16 protein-coding genes are annotated in these 17,390 nt (G+C 72.5%); 10 read left to right on the plus strand and 6 right to left on the minus strand.

Annotated elements, in window-relative coordinates:
• Positions 1–39: 39 nt before the first annotated feature.
• The 4 genes from KIK08_RS12940 to KIK08_RS12955 form a co-directional block, all read right to left on the minus strand.
• Positions 40–639: a GTP-binding protein gene (locus KIK08_RS12940; RefSeq protein ID WP_214403339.1), complete on the minus strand. Its 600-nt coding sequence runs from the start codon at positions 637–639 to the stop codon at positions 40–42.
• On the minus strand, positions 620–1,048 hold the full coding sequence (locus KIK08_RS12945; RefSeq protein ID WP_250556901.1) for a DUF742 domain-containing protein: 429 nt from the start codon (positions 1,046–1,048) through the stop codon (positions 620–622). The genes KIK08_RS12940 and KIK08_RS12945 overlap by 20 nt, the downstream gene beginning before the upstream one ends.
• Before the next feature lie 299 nt (positions 1,049–1,347).
• Entirely contained in the window at positions 1,348–1,770 is a 423-nt protein-coding gene (locus KIK08_RS12950; protein WP_214403341.1) for a roadblock/LC7 domain-containing protein, read from the minus strand.
• Positions 1,767–5,483: a sensor histidine kinase gene (locus KIK08_RS12955; RefSeq protein WP_214403343.1), complete on the minus strand. Its 3,717-nt coding sequence runs from the start codon at positions 5,481–5,483 to the stop codon at positions 1,767–1,769. Before KIK08_RS12955 ends, KIK08_RS12950 begins: the two co-directional genes overlap by 4 nt.
• Before the next feature lie 513 nt (positions 5,484–5,996).
• On the opposite strand from KIK08_RS12955, the gene KIK08_RS12960 reads away from it, so the two are divergent.
• The 10 genes from KIK08_RS12960 to KIK08_RS39880 all read left to right on the plus strand — a co-directional run bounded on the left by KIK08_RS12960 (position 5,997) and on the right by KIK08_RS39880 (position 15,684).
• Positions 5,997–7,658 carry a DNA repair helicase XPB gene (locus tag KIK08_RS12960; protein ID WP_214403344.1) on the plus strand — a complete coding sequence of 554 codons (1,662 nt, stop codon included), beginning with the start codon at positions 5,997–5,999 and terminating at the stop codon, positions 7,656–7,658.
• Between the two features lie 275 nt (positions 7,659–7,933).
• Positions 7,934–8,056, plus strand: a complete 123-nt coding sequence (locus tag KIK08_RS41005; RefSeq protein ID WP_256446225.1) for a hypothetical protein — start codon at positions 7,934–7,936, stop codon at positions 8,054–8,056.
• A 57-nt stretch (positions 8,057–8,113) separates the two neighbouring features.
• Positions 8,114–9,298 (plus strand): GAF domain-containing sensor histidine kinase, encoded by a 1,185-nt coding sequence (locus KIK08_RS12965; protein ID WP_214403346.1) that lies wholly within the window; start codon positions 8,114–8,116, stop codon positions 9,296–9,298.
• Positions 9,299–9,323: 25 nt separating this feature from the next.
• Positions 9,324–9,944: a response regulator gene (locus KIK08_RS12970; protein WP_250556902.1), complete on the plus strand. Its 621-nt coding sequence runs from the start codon at positions 9,324–9,326 to the stop codon at positions 9,942–9,944.
• 253 nt (positions 9,945–10,197) lie between these two features.
• The gene (locus KIK08_RS12975) at positions 10,198–11,007 is read left to right on the plus strand and encodes an ABC transporter ATP-binding protein (protein ID WP_214403347.1); all 810 of its coding nucleotides are present in this window, start codon (positions 10,198–10,200) and stop codon (positions 11,005–11,007) included.
• Entirely contained in the window at positions 10,995–11,948 is a 954-nt protein-coding gene (locus KIK08_RS12980; RefSeq protein ID WP_408004671.1) for an ABC transporter ATP-binding protein, read from the plus strand. Before KIK08_RS12975 ends, KIK08_RS12980 begins: the two co-directional genes overlap by 13 nt.
• Positions 11,945–12,823 carry a branched-chain amino acid ABC transporter permease gene (locus KIK08_RS12985; RefSeq protein ID WP_214403349.1) on the plus strand — a complete coding sequence of 293 codons (879 nt, stop codon included), beginning with the start codon at positions 11,945–11,947 and terminating at the stop codon, positions 12,821–12,823. Before KIK08_RS12980 ends, KIK08_RS12985 begins: the two co-directional genes overlap by 4 nt.
• A complete protein-coding gene (locus KIK08_RS12990) occupies positions 12,816–14,018 on the plus strand; it encodes a branched-chain amino acid ABC transporter permease (RefSeq protein WP_214403350.1) in 1,203 nt (400 codons plus the stop codon). The genes KIK08_RS12985 and KIK08_RS12990 overlap by 8 nt, the downstream gene beginning before the upstream one ends.
• Positions 14,002–15,267 carry an ABC transporter substrate-binding protein gene (locus KIK08_RS12995; protein ID WP_214403351.1) on the plus strand — a complete coding sequence of 422 codons (1,266 nt, stop codon included), beginning with the start codon at positions 14,002–14,004 and terminating at the stop codon, positions 15,265–15,267. The genes KIK08_RS12990 and KIK08_RS12995 overlap by 17 nt, the downstream gene beginning before the upstream one ends.
• A gap of 147 nt (positions 15,268–15,414) precedes the next feature.
• Positions 15,415–15,684: a PspC domain-containing protein gene (locus tag KIK08_RS39880; RefSeq protein WP_214403353.1), complete on the plus strand. Its 270-nt coding sequence runs from the start codon at positions 15,415–15,417 to the stop codon at positions 15,682–15,684.
• A gap of 67 nt (positions 15,685–15,751) precedes the next feature.
• On the opposite strand, the gene darG is transcribed toward KIK08_RS39880, so the two are convergent.
• Positions 15,752–16,816: a type II toxin-antitoxin system antitoxin DNA ADP-ribosyl glycohydrolase DarG gene (gene darG, locus KIK08_RS13005; protein WP_214403355.1), complete on the minus strand. Its 1,065-nt coding sequence runs from the start codon at positions 16,814–16,816 to the stop codon at positions 15,752–15,754.
• Positions 16,813–17,313, minus strand: coding sequence for a type II toxin-antitoxin system toxin DNA ADP-ribosyl transferase DarT (gene darT / locus KIK08_RS13010; protein WP_256446226.1), 501 nt, complete (start codon positions 17,311–17,313; stop codon positions 16,813–16,815). Before darT ends, darG begins: the two co-directional genes overlap by 4 nt.
• Positions 17,314–17,390: the final 77 nt, after the last annotated feature.

Raw genomic sequence — 17,390 nt, forward strand, 5'->3', positions numbered from 1 at the left:
AGGCCGTGCGCGGGACCCGGGGGCCCACGCACGACCCCGCTAGCGGGCCCCGGCGGTGAGCCGGTGGTGCATCGCGTGCTCCACCAGCGCGATCAGGGTCTGCTTGGTCGACTGCCGGTTGCGGGCGTCGCAGCTGACGATGGGGATCGACGGATCGATCGACATCGCCTCCCTGACGTCCTCGACGCGGTGCTGCAGCAGGCCGTCGAAGCAGTTCAGGCCGACGACGTAGGGCAGACCGCGGTCCTCGAAGAAGTCGATGGCGGCGAAGGAGTCGGCCAGTCGGCGGGTGTCGACCAGGACCACGGCCCCGATCGCGCCACGTACGAGGTCGTCCCACATGAACCAGAACCGGTGCTGGCCCGGCGTGCCGAACAGGTACAGGATCAGCTCGGAGTCCAGCGACACCCGGCCGAAGTCCATGGCCACCGTGGTGGTGACCTTGTTCGGCGTGGCCTCGAGGTCGTCGACGCCCTGGCTGGCCTCGGTCATCACGGCCTCGGTGGTCAACGGGACGATCTCGGAGACCGAGCCGACGAACGTGGTCTTGCCGACGCCGAAGCCCCCGGCGACCACGATCTTGGCCGAGATCGTCGCCGCGGTGGCGATCGACTGCGGCCTAGAGCCGACGGAGTCCACTCAACACCCTTTCCATCAGGGCGAGGTCCGGCACGTTGCCGGCGCTGCTCGCGGTCTGGTGCACGGTCACGATGCCGAGGCTGGCCATGTCGCCCAGCACGACCCGGGCGACGCCCAGGGGCTGGGAGATCAGGGCCGCCACCTCGGCAACCGAGCGGGTCTGCTCGCACAGCTCCGCGACGGTGCGGTGCTCGACCTGCAACAGGCCCATCTGATCGCGACCCCGCTGGCTGGTCGAGACGAGCGTCTCGATCGCCAGGTCGAAGCCGGACTTGGTACGTCCACGGGTCCACGCGTACGGCCGCACCGCGGCCGCACCGATCGGACCGGACTGTTCGACGTCGCCCGCGGTCATGTCGATGGGCGGCGCGAGGTTGGGACCAGCACCCGGCGGGGTCTGCTGCGGCATCGTCTGGAGGGACGACTGCTGCGGCACCGGGTGGGCCGGCAGGGGCGGTGGCGTCTCGTACTGGGTGTCCGCCCTCGGCGCCTCCGCGGGCGGGACACCGTCGTCACGCCTGCGGCCCCACCTGCGACGGCGCGGGGAGCGCCCGGCGTCGAGGCTGAAACCGTTCATCACGTCGGCGAAAGTGGGCTCCGAGGGAAGCCGGCGCTCATCATCGGGACCGGAGCTCATCGGGCATCACCTTCCTCCTGCCGATCGGGACTTTCATCGATACCGGGCGGTCAGCGCAACCGCCGGTCATGTCACGGGCCGAACGAACCCTGCAGCTCCGCGCGGAGCTCCGGGGTGAGCAGCTGACCGACCCGGTCGACCAGCAGTGTCATCTCGTATCCGATCAGGCCGATGTCACAACTGGGTGACGCCAGCACCGAGAGGCAGGAACCATCGCTGATGGACATCAGCAGCACGATGCCGCGGTCCATCTCCACCACGGTCTGCACGACGCCGCCTGCGTCGAAGCAGCGGGCCGCGCCCTGGGTGAGGCTGATCAGCCCGGAGGCCACCGCGGCGAGCTGGTCGGCGCGGTCCCGGGGCAGCCGGTCGGAGCTGGTGAGCAGAAGCCCGTCCGCGGACACCACGATGGCGTGCGCGACACCGGGCACCCGCTCCGCGAAGTTCGTGACCAGCCATCCGAATCGGCTCGGCTGGGTCTGTGGCGCCGTCATGAAGACTCCTCGTCGTGATTGCCACCCGCGCCTGCGGGGTCGTTGCCACCGTTGGATCCGGATCCGTTAGGAGTTGCCGTACCGCCGCGGAGCCGCTGTTCGCGGCCCTGTCGGACACCTTGTTGATAGCTCGCCAGCCGGCCCCGGATGTTCTCGGCACTGCGCGCCGGGGACGCCGGAGCGGCCAGCACAGCAGATCCTGCACTGCCGGGGACGAGCCGTGCGCGCGGGCGGCGCTTCGGCAGCCCGGCCGTCGTGAGCTCGCTCGCCCGGTCGTCGGCGGCGGCACCGCGGGCCGCGCGCCACCCGTCGTCGGCCTCGGTCGCGAAGTCCCGGGTGCCGCGACCGGCGATCGCGCCCACCGGCTCGGGCTCGGGCTGCGGCTGGGGCTGGGGAGCCGGTCGCTCGACCTCGGCGGGAGCCGGCGCGGGCGCCGGAGCCGGAGCCGGAGCGGGCGCCTGGGCGACCGGAGCCGCCGCGGGGGCCGGCGCGGGTGCCGGGGTCGGGGTGACCGCCGGCTGGGCGGTGGTCTTCTGCGAGTCGTAGTCGACCGGGATCTGGCGGTTCGACCGGAACCAGGCCGAGGCGATCTCCTCGAAGATCGGCGTGGTCTCGGTCGGGTCGAAGCGGCGCTGCTCCTGCTGCTGCTGTTGCGGGGGCGGCGCCATCGGCCGGCGGCCGACGGGCGGGCCGTCGGGCTGCGGCTCGGCCGGGACGACCGGCGCGAACAGCCCGTCGGCCGCGCTGCTGTCCGAGGGACCGGCGAACGGCTGCGGGCGCGACGCGCGCGGCTCGCGCTTGGGCAGCTCCGACGCCGGTACCCGCTGCGGGAGCTCCGGGAGCGCCCGGTCGGGACGGGACTGCTCCGGCTGCGGCCGCTCGGGCTGGGCCGGCGGCATGTCCGGGCGCGACCGCTGGGCAGGCTCCGACGGGTGCAGCGACCGCGGGCGCCCGTCCTCGACCGGCTCGCGCGGGGGCAGCCCCGGCGGCTGCGGCGACGTGCCGGGGACCCGGCGCGGCAGCGGGGAACCCGAGTACTGGTGCCCGCGCCCGCCCTCGTCGGTCGGCTCGCCGGGAGCGCCCCGCTCCTCCTCCGGCGGCTGGGCCGGGAAGGACCGCGACGGCGTGACCGGCCCGGTCTCGCGGGCGTGCGGAGCGCGCTCCTGCTGGCCCTGCTGACCGTGCTGCTGACCGTGCTGCTGACCGCGGCCGGCCGGCGGCATGCCCGGCGACGAGCCGTTGCCACCGCCGTTGTGGCCGCCCTGGAAGAAGCCCGGGTCGGCGCCGCTGCCCGGGTAGGGCTGGGCGTCGGGACGGCTGTCGGGTCGGGGCTGGTGCTGCCGAATGGACGCCGTGCGCCTGGCGGCGGCCTCCTGGTCGCGGCGGGCCTGCTCGGCGATCTCGCGGGCCCGGTCGTCGTGGGACCGTGCCGGCTGGTCGGCCGGGCCGCCACGGCCCCGGTCGGCGTCGGGGGGCAGCGGCGGGCCGTCGCGGTCGGGCCGCAGGGTCGAACCGGGACGGCGGGTCGGCAGGTGCGGGGTGCCGTTCGCGGCGGGCGGCGGGGCACCCAGCGGGTAGCCGCCGCTCTCCGGGGCCTGCGCGTCGAAGACGCTCGTCGGGTTCGACGGGCCGTCGGTGCCGGCAACCAGCGCGGAGAGGGAACCGTTCGGCGAACCGTTCGGCAATCCGTTGACACCGGAGCCGTTGGCCACCCGCTGCGGGAGGCCGTTCGGGGTGGCCTGGCTCGGCTGGCCGCCGAACGGGCGGGGCGCCTCGGAGCCCGGCGTCGCCGAGATGAGGTAGGCCGGCACGGTGACCGAGGCGGTCAGCCCGCTGGACTGGCCCGCGGTGGAGGTGCCCAGCCGGACGCTGATGCCGTGCCGGGCGCCCAGGCGGCCGACCACGAACAGGCCCATGCGGCGCGAGGCCGAGACGTCGACCGAGGACGGGCCGGCCAGGCGCTGGTTGGCGTCCATCAGCTCGTGCTCGACCATGCCGACGCCGCGGTCGGAGATCTCCACGACGACCGAGCCGTCCGGGGTGCGGGCCGAGCTCATGACCACCTGCGACTCCGGCGGGGAGAAGTTGGTGGCGTTGTCCAGCAGCTCGGCCAGCAGGTGCACGAGGTCGGCGCCCGCGCGGCCGGCCACGGTGGCCGTCGGCGGGGACTGCACGACGATCCGCTGGTACTGCTCGACCTCCGACACCGCCGCCCGCAGCACGTCGACCAGGGGGATCGGGGCCGCGTTCCGCTTGGCGAGGTCGGTGCCCGCGAGGACCAACAGGTTCTCCGAGTTGCGCCGCATGCGGGTGGCGAGGTGGTCGAGCTGGAACAGGTTGGACAGCTGGTCGGGGTCCTGCTCGTTGCTCTCCAGCTGCTCGATCAGCTGCAGCTGGCGCTCGACCAGCGCCTGGCTGCGGCGGGAGAGGTTGACGAACATCGCGCTGACGTTCTGCTGCAGCGCCGCCTGCTCGGCGGCCAGCCGGACCGCCTGGCCGTGCACCGCGTCGAACGCCCGGGCCACCTGGCCGACCTCGTCGCTGCTGGTGATGGGCACCGCGTCGACCGCGACGTCGGGCGTCTCACCGGCGCGCATGCTCTCGACCGCCTGCGGCAGCCGCCGCTCGGCGACGTCCAGGGCGGCGGTGCGCAGCACGCGCAGCGACCGGATCAGCGCCCGGGCGACCAGGATCGCGACCGTGATGCCGGCCAGCAGGCCCAGCATCAGGATCACCGACTGGATGCCGGCGTTGTTGCTGGCCGCCTGCTCCGCCGCGACCGAGGTGTTGACCAGTTCGGTGCGCAGCATCTGCGCGGACCGGTCGGCCGCCGCGCGCGAGCCGTTGTAGGCGGTGTCCCACTCGAACGGCTCAAGGGTGATCTCGCCGTCGGACGGGGTGGCCAGCAGCGCCAGCTTGAGGCGCTCGCGCTGGGAGTTGGCGGCGTCGTCGAGGAAGTTGCCGAAGGTGGACAGCTGCTCGGGGGTCAGCGCGACCTGGTACTCGCGGTAGTCCGCGGTGAGCTGGTTGTCCGTCGCGGTGACCGTGTTGACGTCGCCGGTCTGCAGCGTCTTGGCCCTGATCGCCGTGCCGAGCACCGTGTGCTGGATGGCGAGCTGCTCGTTGGCGCTGGTCACGGCGGTGAGCGCGTCGGCGAGGCCGGCGGTGCCCGGGGTGCGCAGCTGGCGCAGCAGCGCGCGGTCGAGGACGTCGACGCCCTCGATGAGCTGGGTGTAGCGGCCGCGGACCTGGTTGACGCCCGCCGCCGCGTTGTCGGTGACGTCGCCGCGCAGCACCGACAGCTGCGACAGCCCCGACTCGGCCTGCTGCAGCGCCGAGATCGTGGTGGCGTCGAGCTCGGTGGCGCCGCGGACGGTGGTCAGCATCTCGCCGATCTCGATGTCGGCGTTGCTGAAGCCGATCTCGAGCACGCTCCGGTCGCCCCCGCGCAGCTCGGCCACGAACAGCGTGGCCTCGTCGCGCTCCCCGCGCAGGGCCGACGCGGCCTCGGCGACCTCCTGCTGGACCTCCAGCAGCCGGGTGCTCCGGCCCAGGTCGGCGGCGTCGCCGGCCTGGTCGGCGACGCGCAGCACGCCGAGCACGAGTGCGAGAACGGCGGGCAGCAGACCGACGACGGCGAGCTTCCACACCAGCGTCCAGTTGCGCGGATTCAGCCGCTCGGACCAGGACCGGCTGGTCTCCGTGGTGGTCACGTCAACGTCCCCCTGAGGATTGCCGGCGACGATCCGCCGAACTTTGGCACGCACGGACGTCCGCTGGCGACCCTGAACTGGACGAAGGGCAGTCCAGGGTCGGTGGATGACCGGAATCGGGCGGCACGCCCGCGGGGCATGGGCATCGGGACAGTCCGTAGCGCCTTAGGTGGTCGGGGCTGAACCGGTCGGGTGTCCGGTCCGGGAGGGCGAGCACGCTCAGTGGGGTTCTCCGACACGCACCCCCCGGTGGCCGGGTGAGGGCCGTCCCGACCCGGTAGGATCTTGGCGGCACGCGTGCGCTCGGACTGAGAGCCCGGGCAGTATAACCCTGGGGTCGTCGGCGATCCTCGGGCCCGTACCCGCACCCGGTCCGACCCGTCCGGCCGGGTCAACGCGCCGGGCCGGCTGCCCCACCGCTCCCCGCCGGACGGCGGCCGGCCGTCGGTGTGCGCGCGTACCGTCGTTGCGGGCGCCCGGCACTCGGCGCCCTCGTCCGAGGAGTGACCGACCATGTCCGACGGTCCGCTGATCGTCCAGTCCGACAAGACGCTGCTGCTCGAGGTCGACCACCCCGACGCCGAGTCCGCCCGGATCGCGATCGCGCCCTTCGCCGAGCTCGAACGCGCCCCCGAGCACGTCCACACCTACCGCGTCACGCCGCTCGCGCTGTGGAACGCGCGCGCCGCCGGCCACGACGCCGAGCAGGTCGTCGACGCGCTCGTCCGCTACTCCCGCTACGCCGTCCCGCAGCCGCTGCTGGTCGACGTCGTCGACACGATGGGCCGCTACGGCCGGCTGCAGCTCACCCAGTCGCCCGTGCACGGGCTGGTGCTCGTCGCGCTCGACCGCGCCGTGCTGGAGGAGGTGCTGCGCCAGAAGAAGATCGCCCCGCTGCTGGGCAACCGCATCGACGACGACACGGTCATCGTGCACGCCTCCGAGCGCGGCCACCTCAAGCAGGCCCTGCTGAAGATCGGCTGGCCGGCCGAGGACCTCGCCGGCTACGTCGACGGCGAGGCCCACCCGATCGCGCTCGCCGAGGACGGCTGGACGCTGCGCGACTACCAGAAGGCCGCCGTCGACGGGTTCTGGGCGGGCGGCTCGGGCGTCGTGGTGCTGCCGTGCGGCGCGGGCAAGACGCTCGTCGGCGCGGCCGCGATGGCCCAGGCCCAGGCCACCACGCTGATCCTGGTCACCAACACCGTCGCCGGCCGGCAGTGGAAGCGCGAGCTCATCGCCCGCACCTCGCTCACCGAGGACGAGATCGGCGAGTACTCGGGCGAGCGCAAGGAGATCCGCCCGGTCACCATCGCGACCTACCAGGTGATGACCCGCAAGTCCAAGGGCGAGTACCGGCACCTGGAGCTGTTCGACTCCCGCGACTGGGGCCTGGTCATCTACGACGAGGTGCACCTGCTGCCGGCCCCGGTCTTCCGGATGACCGCCGACCTGCAGTCCCGCCGCCGCCTCGGCCTCACCGCCACCCTGGTCCGCGAGGACGGCCGCGAGGGCGACGTGTTCTCCCTGATCGGGCCCAAGCGCTACGACGCGCCGTGGCGCGACATCGAGAACCAGGGCTGGATCGCCCCCGCCGAGTGCACCGAGGTCCGCGTCACGCTCACCGACAACGAGCGCATGGGCTACGCCGTCGCCGACGCCGAGGAGCGCTACCGGATGGCCTCCACCGCGCGCACCAAGCTCAAGGTGGTCCGCGCGGTCCTCGACCGCCACCCGGGCGAGCCCGCCCTGGTCATCGGCGCCTACCTCGACCAGCTCGACGAGCTCGGTGCGGAGCTCGACGCCCCGGTCATCCAGGGCTCCACGAGGAACAAGGAGCGCGAGGCCCTCTACGACCGCTTCCGCCGCGGCGAGATCCCGGTGCTGGTCGTCAGCAAGGTCGCCAACTTCTCCGTCGACCTGCCCGAGGCCAGCGTGGCGGTGCAGGTGTCGGGCACCTTCGGGTCGCGGCAGGAGGAGGCGCAGCGGCTCGGCCGGCTGCTGCGGCCCAAGGGCGACGGCCGCCAGGCCCACTTCTACTCGGTGGTCTCGCGCGACACGGTCGACACCGACTACGCCCAGCACCGCCAGCGGTTCCTGGCGGAGCAGGGCTACGCCTACCGGATCGTCGACGCCGACGACCTGCTCGGGCCGGCGGTGCCGGACCCGAGCTGACCACCCTCGTCCCTCCTCTTCACAAGGGCGTTGTCCTCTTCACAGCCTCCCCGGAGGCTGTGAAGAGGACGCAAACCCTGCGCGGACGGCCTGAGCAGGGCTTGTCCGCCCCGATTGCAGAGCGATGTCGGCCGTTCGCTTTGTGCGACTGCTCTTATTGGGCTAATCTGTTCTCAGGCTGCGAAAAGGCGTCGGACCCGGGGGTCGTCATCTCCACTGTCGGATGGATCCTCGTCGGGGCGGCCGTCTGGCTGGTCGTCGCCACGGGTGTCGGCATGGTGATCGGCCGGACCATCCGGCTGCGCGAGCGGCAGGTCTTCGACGATCCGGAGGAGACCCCGCACTCCGGCATCCCCAGCCAGAACATGGGCTCGCACGACCGCGACCACCGCCGCTGAGCCCTCGCGACGTGACGGGTGTCGCATCCGACGTCCGGTGTGTGCGAATCTCCGGTCATGCCGACGCGGGGTGATCGTGCGGCCGCCGACCGTGCGGCCGAGCACCAGCGCCTGCTCGACGCGCTGCTCGTGGAGCGCGAGGGGCTGCTCACGGTGCTCGACCGGGTGCTCGCGCTGCGCGGCACCGCCCGGCTGCTGCGCGACGCGGCCGGCGCCGACGCCGGGTTCGTCGCCGACACCGACGGCGACGGCGGCGTCATCCGCTGGCTCGCCGGCACCCGCACCGACTCCCTGCAGGACCTGATCGTGCCCGTCGGCCAGGGCGTCGGCGGGCGGGTGATGGCGCTGGGCCGGCCGGTGCGGGTGAGCGACTACGTGACCTCGCGCAGCATCACCCACCAGTTCGACAGCGTGGTCAGCCGGGAGGCGCTCTCGGCGATGCTCGCGGTGCCGATCGTGCGGGAGCGGGCCGGTCGCCAGCAGACGGTGGCGGTGGCCTACGCGGCGCTGCGCGGCCCGGGCGAGTTCGGCGACGACGCCGTGCGGGCGGTGCAGGGGGTGGCGGCGGACGCGGCGGTGGCGCTGGCGCTGGCCGAGCGGGCCGAGGCCGGCCGGGAGACGGCGGTGGCCGCCGAGCGCAGGCGGATGCAGGCATCCCTGCACGACTCGGTGGGGGCGATGCTGTTCTCGATCGGGGCGCAGGTCCGCGACCTGCGCTCGACGCTGCCCGACAACCCGGTCCTGCGCACCCGCCTCGGCAGGCTGGAGTCCGACGTGTCGGCGGCCGCGCTGGCGCTGCGCGAGTCGCTGCTGGCGCTGTCGGAGTCCAGCCCGGAGCGGGCGCTGCCGATCGAGCTGGCCGAGCACTGCCGCAGCTTCCAGGCCCGCACCGGGGTGGCGGCCCGGCTGGTGCAGCTCGGGGAGGTCAGCCCGCTGGACGCCGAGCGGACGACGTTGCTGGTCGGCGCGGTGCGGGAGGGCCTGTTGAACGTGGAGAAGCACGCCGGGGCGAGCACCGTCGTGGTGAGCCTGGGCGAGGACGAGGGTGGGGTCCAGGTGGCCGTGGCCGACGACGGCGCGCCGGCCGAGCCGGCCGGGGCGGAGGGCGTGCCCGGCACGGGGTTGGGGCTGCGGATGCTGGCGGAGCGGGCGGCGCGCTTCGGCGGGCGGGTCAGCCTGGTGCACGACGAGGACGGCGGCTCGACGCTGCGCATGCTGCTGCCGGCGCCGGGCCGGGCGTGATGGGCGAGCTCTGCAGGGACCGGCGATGAGTGCCGCCAAGGTGATGGTGGTCGACGACCACCCCGTCGTGCGCGACGGGGTGGCGCTGCTGCTGCGCGGTGAGCCGGCGCTCGTGGTGGTCGGGTCGGCGGAGAGCGGGAGGTCGGCGCTGGACCGGGCCGCCGGCCTCGCCCCCGACCTGGTGCTGCTCGACCTGCGGCTGCCCGACATGCTCGCCCCCGAGATCGTGGCCGGGCTGCGGGAGCGGGTGCCGTCGGCCCGGGTGGTCGTGTTCACCGCGCACGGCGACCACCACGGCGTGCAGGCCGCGCTCGACGCCGGGGCGCACGGCGCGCTGCTCAAGGACGCGGCGGCCACCGACCTGGTCGACGCGCTGCGCCGGGTGCTGCGCGGCGAGCGGGTGTGCGACCCGCGGATGGACCCGGGCGGGGCCAGCCGGGCGGCGCTGGCCCGCAGCGGGCTGACCCGCCGCGAGTACGAGGTGCTGCGCCTGGCCGCCCAGGGCCGGACGAACCCGGAGATCGCGGAGAGCACGGGCCTGGCCCGCAACACGGTCAAGACCTACCTGCAGTCCGCGTTGCACAAGCTGGGCGCCCGCAACCGCGTCGAGGCCATCGGCAAGGCGTCCGAGGCCGGCCTCCTCTGACCCACCCCCCGTCGAGAACGAAGTTGTTGCGGATGTTAGCGCTCACAACTCGCAGCAACCTCGTTCTCGACGGGATGGGCGACAGTTGGGCGCTTCCCGGATAACGGACTGTCAACATTCGTGCCGCCCCTCTCCAAGTGGGGGTGCCTGGTTGCTGTGATCCCTCACACGATGACCCCGATCGGCCGAACGGGGTCGCCGGAGCGAGGGAGCTCGAAGTGGTCACTGGGTTCCGACGGGCAGGTGCCCCGGAGTGCTGAGCGTGCGCGGGCTCTCCGTGCGGTACGGCCGGTCGGTGCTGGCCCTCGACGGCATCGACGTCGAGGTGCCCGACGACGGCGTGCTGGCGGTGCTCGGCGGCAACGGCGCGGGCAAGTCGACCCTGCTGCGCGCGGTCTCGGGCACCCTGAAGCTGCACCGCGGCGCGATCACCGCAGGCGAGATCCGGGTCGACGGCGAGCGCATCGACCGGCTCGACCCGGCCGTCGTGGTGCGGCGTGGGGTGGTGGCCGTCCCCGAGGGCCGCCAGGTGTTCGCCCGGATGACCGTCGAGGAGAACCTGCGGGCCGGCGGGCTGGGCGCCCGCTCCGCGGCCGACCGGGCAGCGGCGCGCCGCCGGGTGCACGACCTGTTCCCGGTGCTGGCCGAGCGGGCCGCCCAGCGGGCGGGGCTGCTGTCCGGCGGCGAGCAGCAGATGCTGGCCATCGGTCGGGCGCTGATGTCCGGGCCGCGGCTGCTGCTGCTCGACGAGCCGTCGCTCGGGCTGGCCCCGCAGATGGTCGGCCGGATCGGGGGGATCATCCGGGAGATCCACGCGCAGGGCACGGTGGTGGTGCTCGTCGAGCAGAACGCGACGATGGCGCTGCGGGTCGCCGACCACGCCGCCGTGCTGGAGGTGGGCCGGATCGCGCTGTCCGGCCCGGCCGACGAGCTGGCCGCCAGCGACGACGTGCAGCGGCTCTACCTCGGCGGGCACGCCGAGTCGCAGGCGCAGGCCGAGACCGAGGCCGCCGCGGCGCAGGCGCAGCGGCGCGGCCGGACGCTGTCGCGGTGGGTCGGATGAGCGCCGGCACCCGCGACGAGGCCGCGGTGGCCGCCGAGCCGCCGACCGGCCTGCGCGACGACGTCCGCGAGCTGGTGGTCGAGGACCTGACGCTGCGCTTCGGCGGGATCACCGCGCTCGACGCCGTCAGCTTCACCGTCGCACCGGGCACCGTGCACGCGCTGATCGGCCCGAACGGGGCCGGAAAGTCCAGCTGCTTCAACGTGATCAGCGGGCTGTACCGGCCCACCCGCGATCCGGCGCCCCGGGAGCCGGGCGTGCGCCACCGGGTGCGGGCGCCGCGGGAGGTCCGCTACGGCGACGCCGACCTGACCGCGCTGTCGCCGCACAAGCTGGCCGCGCTGGGCATCGGTCGCTCCTTCCAGAACATCGCGCTGTCGCCGGGCTCCACCGTGCGCGACAACGTGCTGACCGGCCGGCACGTGCTGACCCGCGGCGGCTTCCTGTCCGGCGGGCTGCGGCTGCCCCGGACGGTGCGCGAGGAGCGCCGGCACACGGCCAGGGCCGAGGAGATCTGCGACTTCCTCGGGTTGGCCGACCGGCTCGACACCGTCGTCGGGGTGCTGCCCTACGGCGTGGCCAAGCGCGTCGACATCGCGCGGGCGCTGGCCATCGAGCCCACGCTGCTGCTGCTCGACGAGCCGGCGGCCGGGCTCAACGCCACCGAGACCGCCCAGATGGCGGTCACCATCACCGGGTTGCGCGACGCGTTGGGCATCTCGGTGCTGCTGGTCGAGCACGACATGGGCCTGGTCATGGGCATCGCCGACCGGGTCAGCGTGCTCGACTTCGGCCGGTTGATCGCCGACGGGCCGCCGGCCGAGGTGCAGGCCGACCCGGGGGTGATCCGGGCCTACCTGGGCACCGGCGAGGACGAGACCGACGACGAGACCGACGGCGGCGCGACCGCCGACGGCGGCGGGGACGGGGTGCCGTCGTGACGACGTTCGTGCAGCTGCTGGTCAACGGGCTGGGCAAGGGCGCGGTCTACGCGCTGCTGGCGCTCGGCTTCGTGGTGATCTTCAAGGCCACCGAGGTGGTCAACTTCGCGCACGGCTCGCTGGTGCTGGTGGGCGGGTACCTGGTCTACGAGCTCAAGGACGCGCTCGGCTGGCCGACGGCCGCCGTGGTCGGCGTGCTCGCGGCCGCGCTGGCCGGGCTGCTGATCGAGCGGGCGCTGCTGGCCAACGCCACCTCCGCCGACCACAACGGCCTGGCCCTGCTCACGATCGGCATCGACGTCATCATCACCGAGGAGATCGTCCGCCGGGTCGGCGCCGACATCCCGTTCATCGGCGACCCCTACGACGCCCAGCCGATCCAGCTCGGCGCGGTGACGGTCTTCCGGACGCAGGCCATCGCGCTGGTCGTCGGGGCGGTGCTGATCGCCGCGTTCCTGCTGGCCTTCCGCTACTCCAGCTGGGGCGTGGCGATGCGCGCGCAGGCGGAGAACCGGGAGGCCGCGGCCCTGATGGGCATCCGCAGCTCGCGGGTCACGGCCACGGCGTGGCTGGTGGCCGGGGCGCTGGCCGGGGTGGCGGTGCTGTTCATCGCCACCCAGGACTTCTCCGGGGCCGGGCTGGGCCGCGGCACCCACGCGATCGCGCTGGTCGCGTTCCCGGCCGCGATCCTGGGCGGGCTCGACTCGACGGCCGGCGCGGTGGTCGGCGGCATCGTCGTCGGGCTCACCGAGGCGCTGTCGGCGCAGTACATCTCCTTCGAGTTCTCCAAGAGCGCGGTGTTCCTGGTGATGCTGGTGGTGCTCGTCGTCCGGCCCTCCGGGCTGTTCGGGACCAAGGAGCTCAGTCGTGTCTGACACGCTGGTCAAGCCCTCGTCCGCGCAGCCGGCGCCGGCGGCGCCGAAGCGCCGCCGCAACTGGCTCGCCATCGCCGCGACCGCCGTCGGGCTGGTGCTGCTGGTGCTGCTGCCGGTGATCATCGGCACCGAGGTCGCCTACCTCAAGGTGGCGCAGTACATCCTGATCGGCGCGGTCGGCGGGATCGGGTTGACCCTGCTGGTCGGCCAGGCCGGCCAGCTGTCGCTGGCGCACCCCTTCTTCCTGCTGGTCGGGGCCGTCTCCTACGCGGTGCTCTCCGGCGAGGCCGAGGCCGACCTGGTGGGCCTGGGGCTGCCGCCGGTGATCGGGCTGATCGGCGCGGTGGCGGTCAGCGGCCTGCTCGGGCTGGCGTTCGCCCCGGTCGCCGGCCGGCTGCGCGGCATCTACCTGGGCGTGGCGTCGCTGTCGCTGGTGTTCCTCGGGCTCTGGCTGGGGCAGTCGCTGGAGTCGCTGACCGGTGGCACGTCCTCGGGGCGCACCCCGCCGACCTTCGAGCTGTTCGGCTTCGCGTTCGCCAACAGCGAGCCGGCCCCGACGATCCTCGGCGTCGCGATCCAGAAGCAGCAGCGGCTCTGGTTCCTGTTCCTGGCCCTCGCGGTGATCGCCTACCTGCTGGCCAGGGGCGCGGTGCGCAGCCGGATCGGCCGGGCGTGGCGGGCGGTGCGCGACAACGAGGCCGCCGCCGCGGCGATGGGGGTGAACGTCACCCGGGTCAAGGCGGGGGCGTTCGTGGTGTCCTCGGCCTACGCCGGCCTGGCGGGCGTGATGACGGCGCTGTGGCTCGACCTGGTCAAACCCGACGAGAACGAGTTCACCGGCAACTACTCGCTGACCGTCGCCATCGCCTTCCTGGCCATCGTGATCATCGGCGGGCTGGGCTCGGTGCCGGGCGCCGTCTTCGGCGCCGTCGTGGTCTACGGGCTGCAGCAGTTCTTCCTGCTCGGCGCCAACGAGTTCGGCTGGTTCGCCGACGCCGAGTTCGGCGGCCTGACCGCCGTCGTGCTCAGCGCGTTCGTCTACGGGACCGCCGTCGTGCTGGTGGTCCTGTTCGAACCCGGCGGCGCGGCCGCCATCGGCCGGCGCCTGGTGGGCCGACGCGCCCCCGCACCCGTCCCCGCCGCCCCCGGCGGGCGAGACACCCCCGAGAGGAACGACGATGATCCCAGGGCGTAGAGCAGCGGTGCTGGCCGCGGCGTTGGCGAGCACGCTGGTGCTGGCGGCCTGCGGCAGCACCGCCGACCAGCAGCCGGCGGGCGAGGCCGGCGCGGGCGGGGTGAAGACCGACAAGGGCGTCACCGACACGACGATCACGCTCGGCGTGATGGGCGACAACACCGGCCCGTTCAAGAACCTGGGCGCCGGGCTCAACGCCGGCAACCAGCTGTGGGCCGACGACGTCAACGCCGCCGGCGGGATCTGCGGGCGGCAGATCCAGCTGGAGGTCGTCGACCACGGCTACAAGGCCGACACCGCCAAGACCCTCTACCCGCAGCTCGAACCCAAGGTGCTGGGCATGGTGCAGCTGCTCGGCTCGCCGGTGCTGGCCGCGCTCAAGCAGAACCTGATCGACGACAACCTGCTGGCCGCCCCGGCGTCGTGGTCGAGCGAGGTGCTCAACAACCCGAGCATCATGATGATCGGCACCACCTACGACCTGGAGATCGTCAACGGGCTGGCCTACCTGCAGCAGCAGGGCCTGCTGGCCGACGGCGACAAAATCGGCCACATCTACATCGACGGCGAGTACGGCGGCAACGGGCTCAAGGGCTCGCAGTACTACGCCGAGCAGCACGGGCTGACCATCACCGAAGCCAAGATCACCTCGACGGACAACGACCTCACCGGCATCGTCACCGGGATGCGCGGAGAGGGCATCAAGGTGCTGGTGCTGACCACCACGCCGAGCCAGAGCGCCTCCGCGCTGGCCGCGAACCAGGCCCTCGGGCTGAACGTGCCGGTGCTGGGCAACAACCCGACGTTCGACCCGGCGCTGCTGGACAGCCCGGCCGCCGGCGCGTTGGGCGCGCTCTACGTGGCCGCGTCCAGCCCGCCGTTCTCCTCCGAGACGCCCAAGGCCGTCGAGGTGGCCAACGAGTACAAGCAGAAGTACCCGAGCGCCCCGGTCAACGCGGGCGTGCACACCGGCTACGTCGAGGGCATGGTGTGGCAGGCCGTGCTGGAGAAGGCCTGCGAGGCGGGCGACCTCAGCCGCGCCGGCGTCGCCACCGCGCTCACCACGCTGACCTCGGTGAAGACCGACGACCTGGTGACCGAGCTGGACTACAGCTCGCCCGGCGCGCCGCCCACCCGCGGCGTCTACATCGCCAAGGTCGACCCGGCCGCCGAGGGCGGGCTGACCGAGGTGGCCCCGCTGTTCACCGCGTCCGAGGCCGAGGGCTACAAGGCGCCGTACCAGCAGTAGCACCCACCCCGATGACCCCGGGGGTACAACGGCGTACCCCCGGAGACCAGCCGCGCCCGACCCCGGGTCGGGGGGGGGGGCCGGGCTGGGGGGGGGGGGGGGTGCTGCCCGATGGATCCCGGCCCCGGCGGCGGCAGAGTCGTGGACATGGAGAACAGCAGCCGACCCACCGTCGACCCGATCCTCGACCCCAGCTTCGGCGCGACGACCACGACGCAGCCCCGCCGCCGGTTCGAGCTGCGCCGCAGCCGCACCGACCGCATGCTCGGCGGCGTCTGCGGCGGACTCGCCGAGGCCCTCGGCGCCGACCCGGCCCTCGTCCGCCTCGGCCTGGTCGCGCTGACCGTGCTCGGCGCCGGCTCCGGCGGGCTGCTCTACATCGCCGCCTGGATCCTCGTCCCCGAAGCCGACGCGTGACGCGCGACCGGGTGTTCGCGCGGACCTGACCGCGCGGACGTCCGAGTCATGGTCGAGGTGTTCTCGTTCACAGCGCGTGCAGGACGCTGAGGTGGTCGTACGCACGCGACGCCTGCTCGGCGCGGAACAGTTGAGCCTTGCGCTCCGACCAGGAGTCGATCGCCTGCATCACGCTGGGCACGCCCGCCGGAGTCCTGCCGGTCAGTCTCGTGGCGGCGAAGTGCACCGTGCTCAGCAGTTCCATCCCGTAGGGGAACTCGAAGCCCGCAACGACGCCCGTGAACTTGTCAATGACGTGCTGGAATTGCGGATCGCGGTCGAGCATCTCATGCGCCTCGGCGAGGGCGCCGCCTCGCAATGAGATGGTGGCTCGGCTTCCGCCGGTACCGTCGCCGAACCCCACGATGAAGTGACCCTCGATCTCGCTGATGAACTGGTTCATGCCTTGGGAGTACGGACCGTAGTAGCTCGGCACGAAGTCGAAATCGGACGGCCAACCGCAGAGTTGCATGAAGTAAGCGACCTTCTGGGCTTCCATGAGGGACAGCTTGCTGTTCATGTTGAGGCCCGCGGCTGCACTCCTCGCGATGTACAGCTCGAAAGCGAGCAGCATGGCCGCGTAGTCGCGGGTCATCGTGGGTCGGTCTGTGTTCACCGGCATCGCCGAGGCGTCCGGCGCGCCGGCGGGTGCGAAGAGATGCACTTCCACATCCGCCAGGTCGGAAAACGCAGAAATGATCAACGGTCGAACGTCGCTCCAGTCAAGTCCGCCGTTCCCGCACCCCAGCGGGGGTACCGCGATGGATCGGATTCCGCGTTCATCGATGATGCGCCGAAGGTCAACGAGACCCGCCTCGATGTCCTGGATCCTCGACTTGGACCTCCAGTGGCCCTTGGTGGGAAAATTGACGATCAGTTTTGGATTGCCGAGACCGTCAACCGAACATGTGAACATCGTGCCGAGTGCGACCTCGTTGCGCCGGCACGCCTCCGCGTAGGACCGGAAGTTGCCGGGGAAGGCGCGCTTGAACTGCAAGGCGATCCCCTTGCCCATGACGCCGACGGTGTTGACCGTGTTGACGAGGGCCTCGACGTCAGCTTCGAGAAGGTTTCCGGTGCCTTCCAGTATCATGGTCCGACCTCCGTCCGGTAGTACCAGTCCGGGCGCACGCTGATCGTTGGGATCTGGCTCAATGCTGCGGCCACCCGGTTGCTCATGTCGTCGGTCATCACCACGATACCAGCGAGCGCCGACACTGGGAATCTCTCGAACACCAGGAACTCCGCCATCCGTCGGCGCATTCGATCGCCGTCGGTTTCGGTGTTGTTCCAGTACTTCTCCTCCATGAGCGGCCAGTCGACGATCCGCTCCAGTGTCGCCCAGTCGTTGCAGTGGACCGTGACAGCCGCCGCACAGTTGCCGTCGCTGCCGAACCACTGCAATCCAGCCGAGTGGACACGTCGGAACGATGAGACCAGGTATACGAGTTCGGACTGCGGTCCGGTGAAGGTCGGAACCGAACCGCGCGAGATTTTGTACAGCATGGGGGACCGAGGTGCGAAGTAGAAGGGGATGTACTGAGGTGATCTCAGCGAGTAGGTAAACGTCCGGGCGGGCGACACGGACATTCGGGATGATCTACGTGGTGCTGGTCAGGACGCGGGGTCCTCGATAGGCAGGTTCTCTCTCACAAGATCCACCACAA

The organism is Pseudonocardia lacus, from assembly GCF_018531445.1.
Taxonomy (GTDB): Bacteria; Actinomycetota; Actinomycetes; order Mycobacteriales; family Pseudonocardiaceae; genus Pseudonocardia; species Pseudonocardia lacus.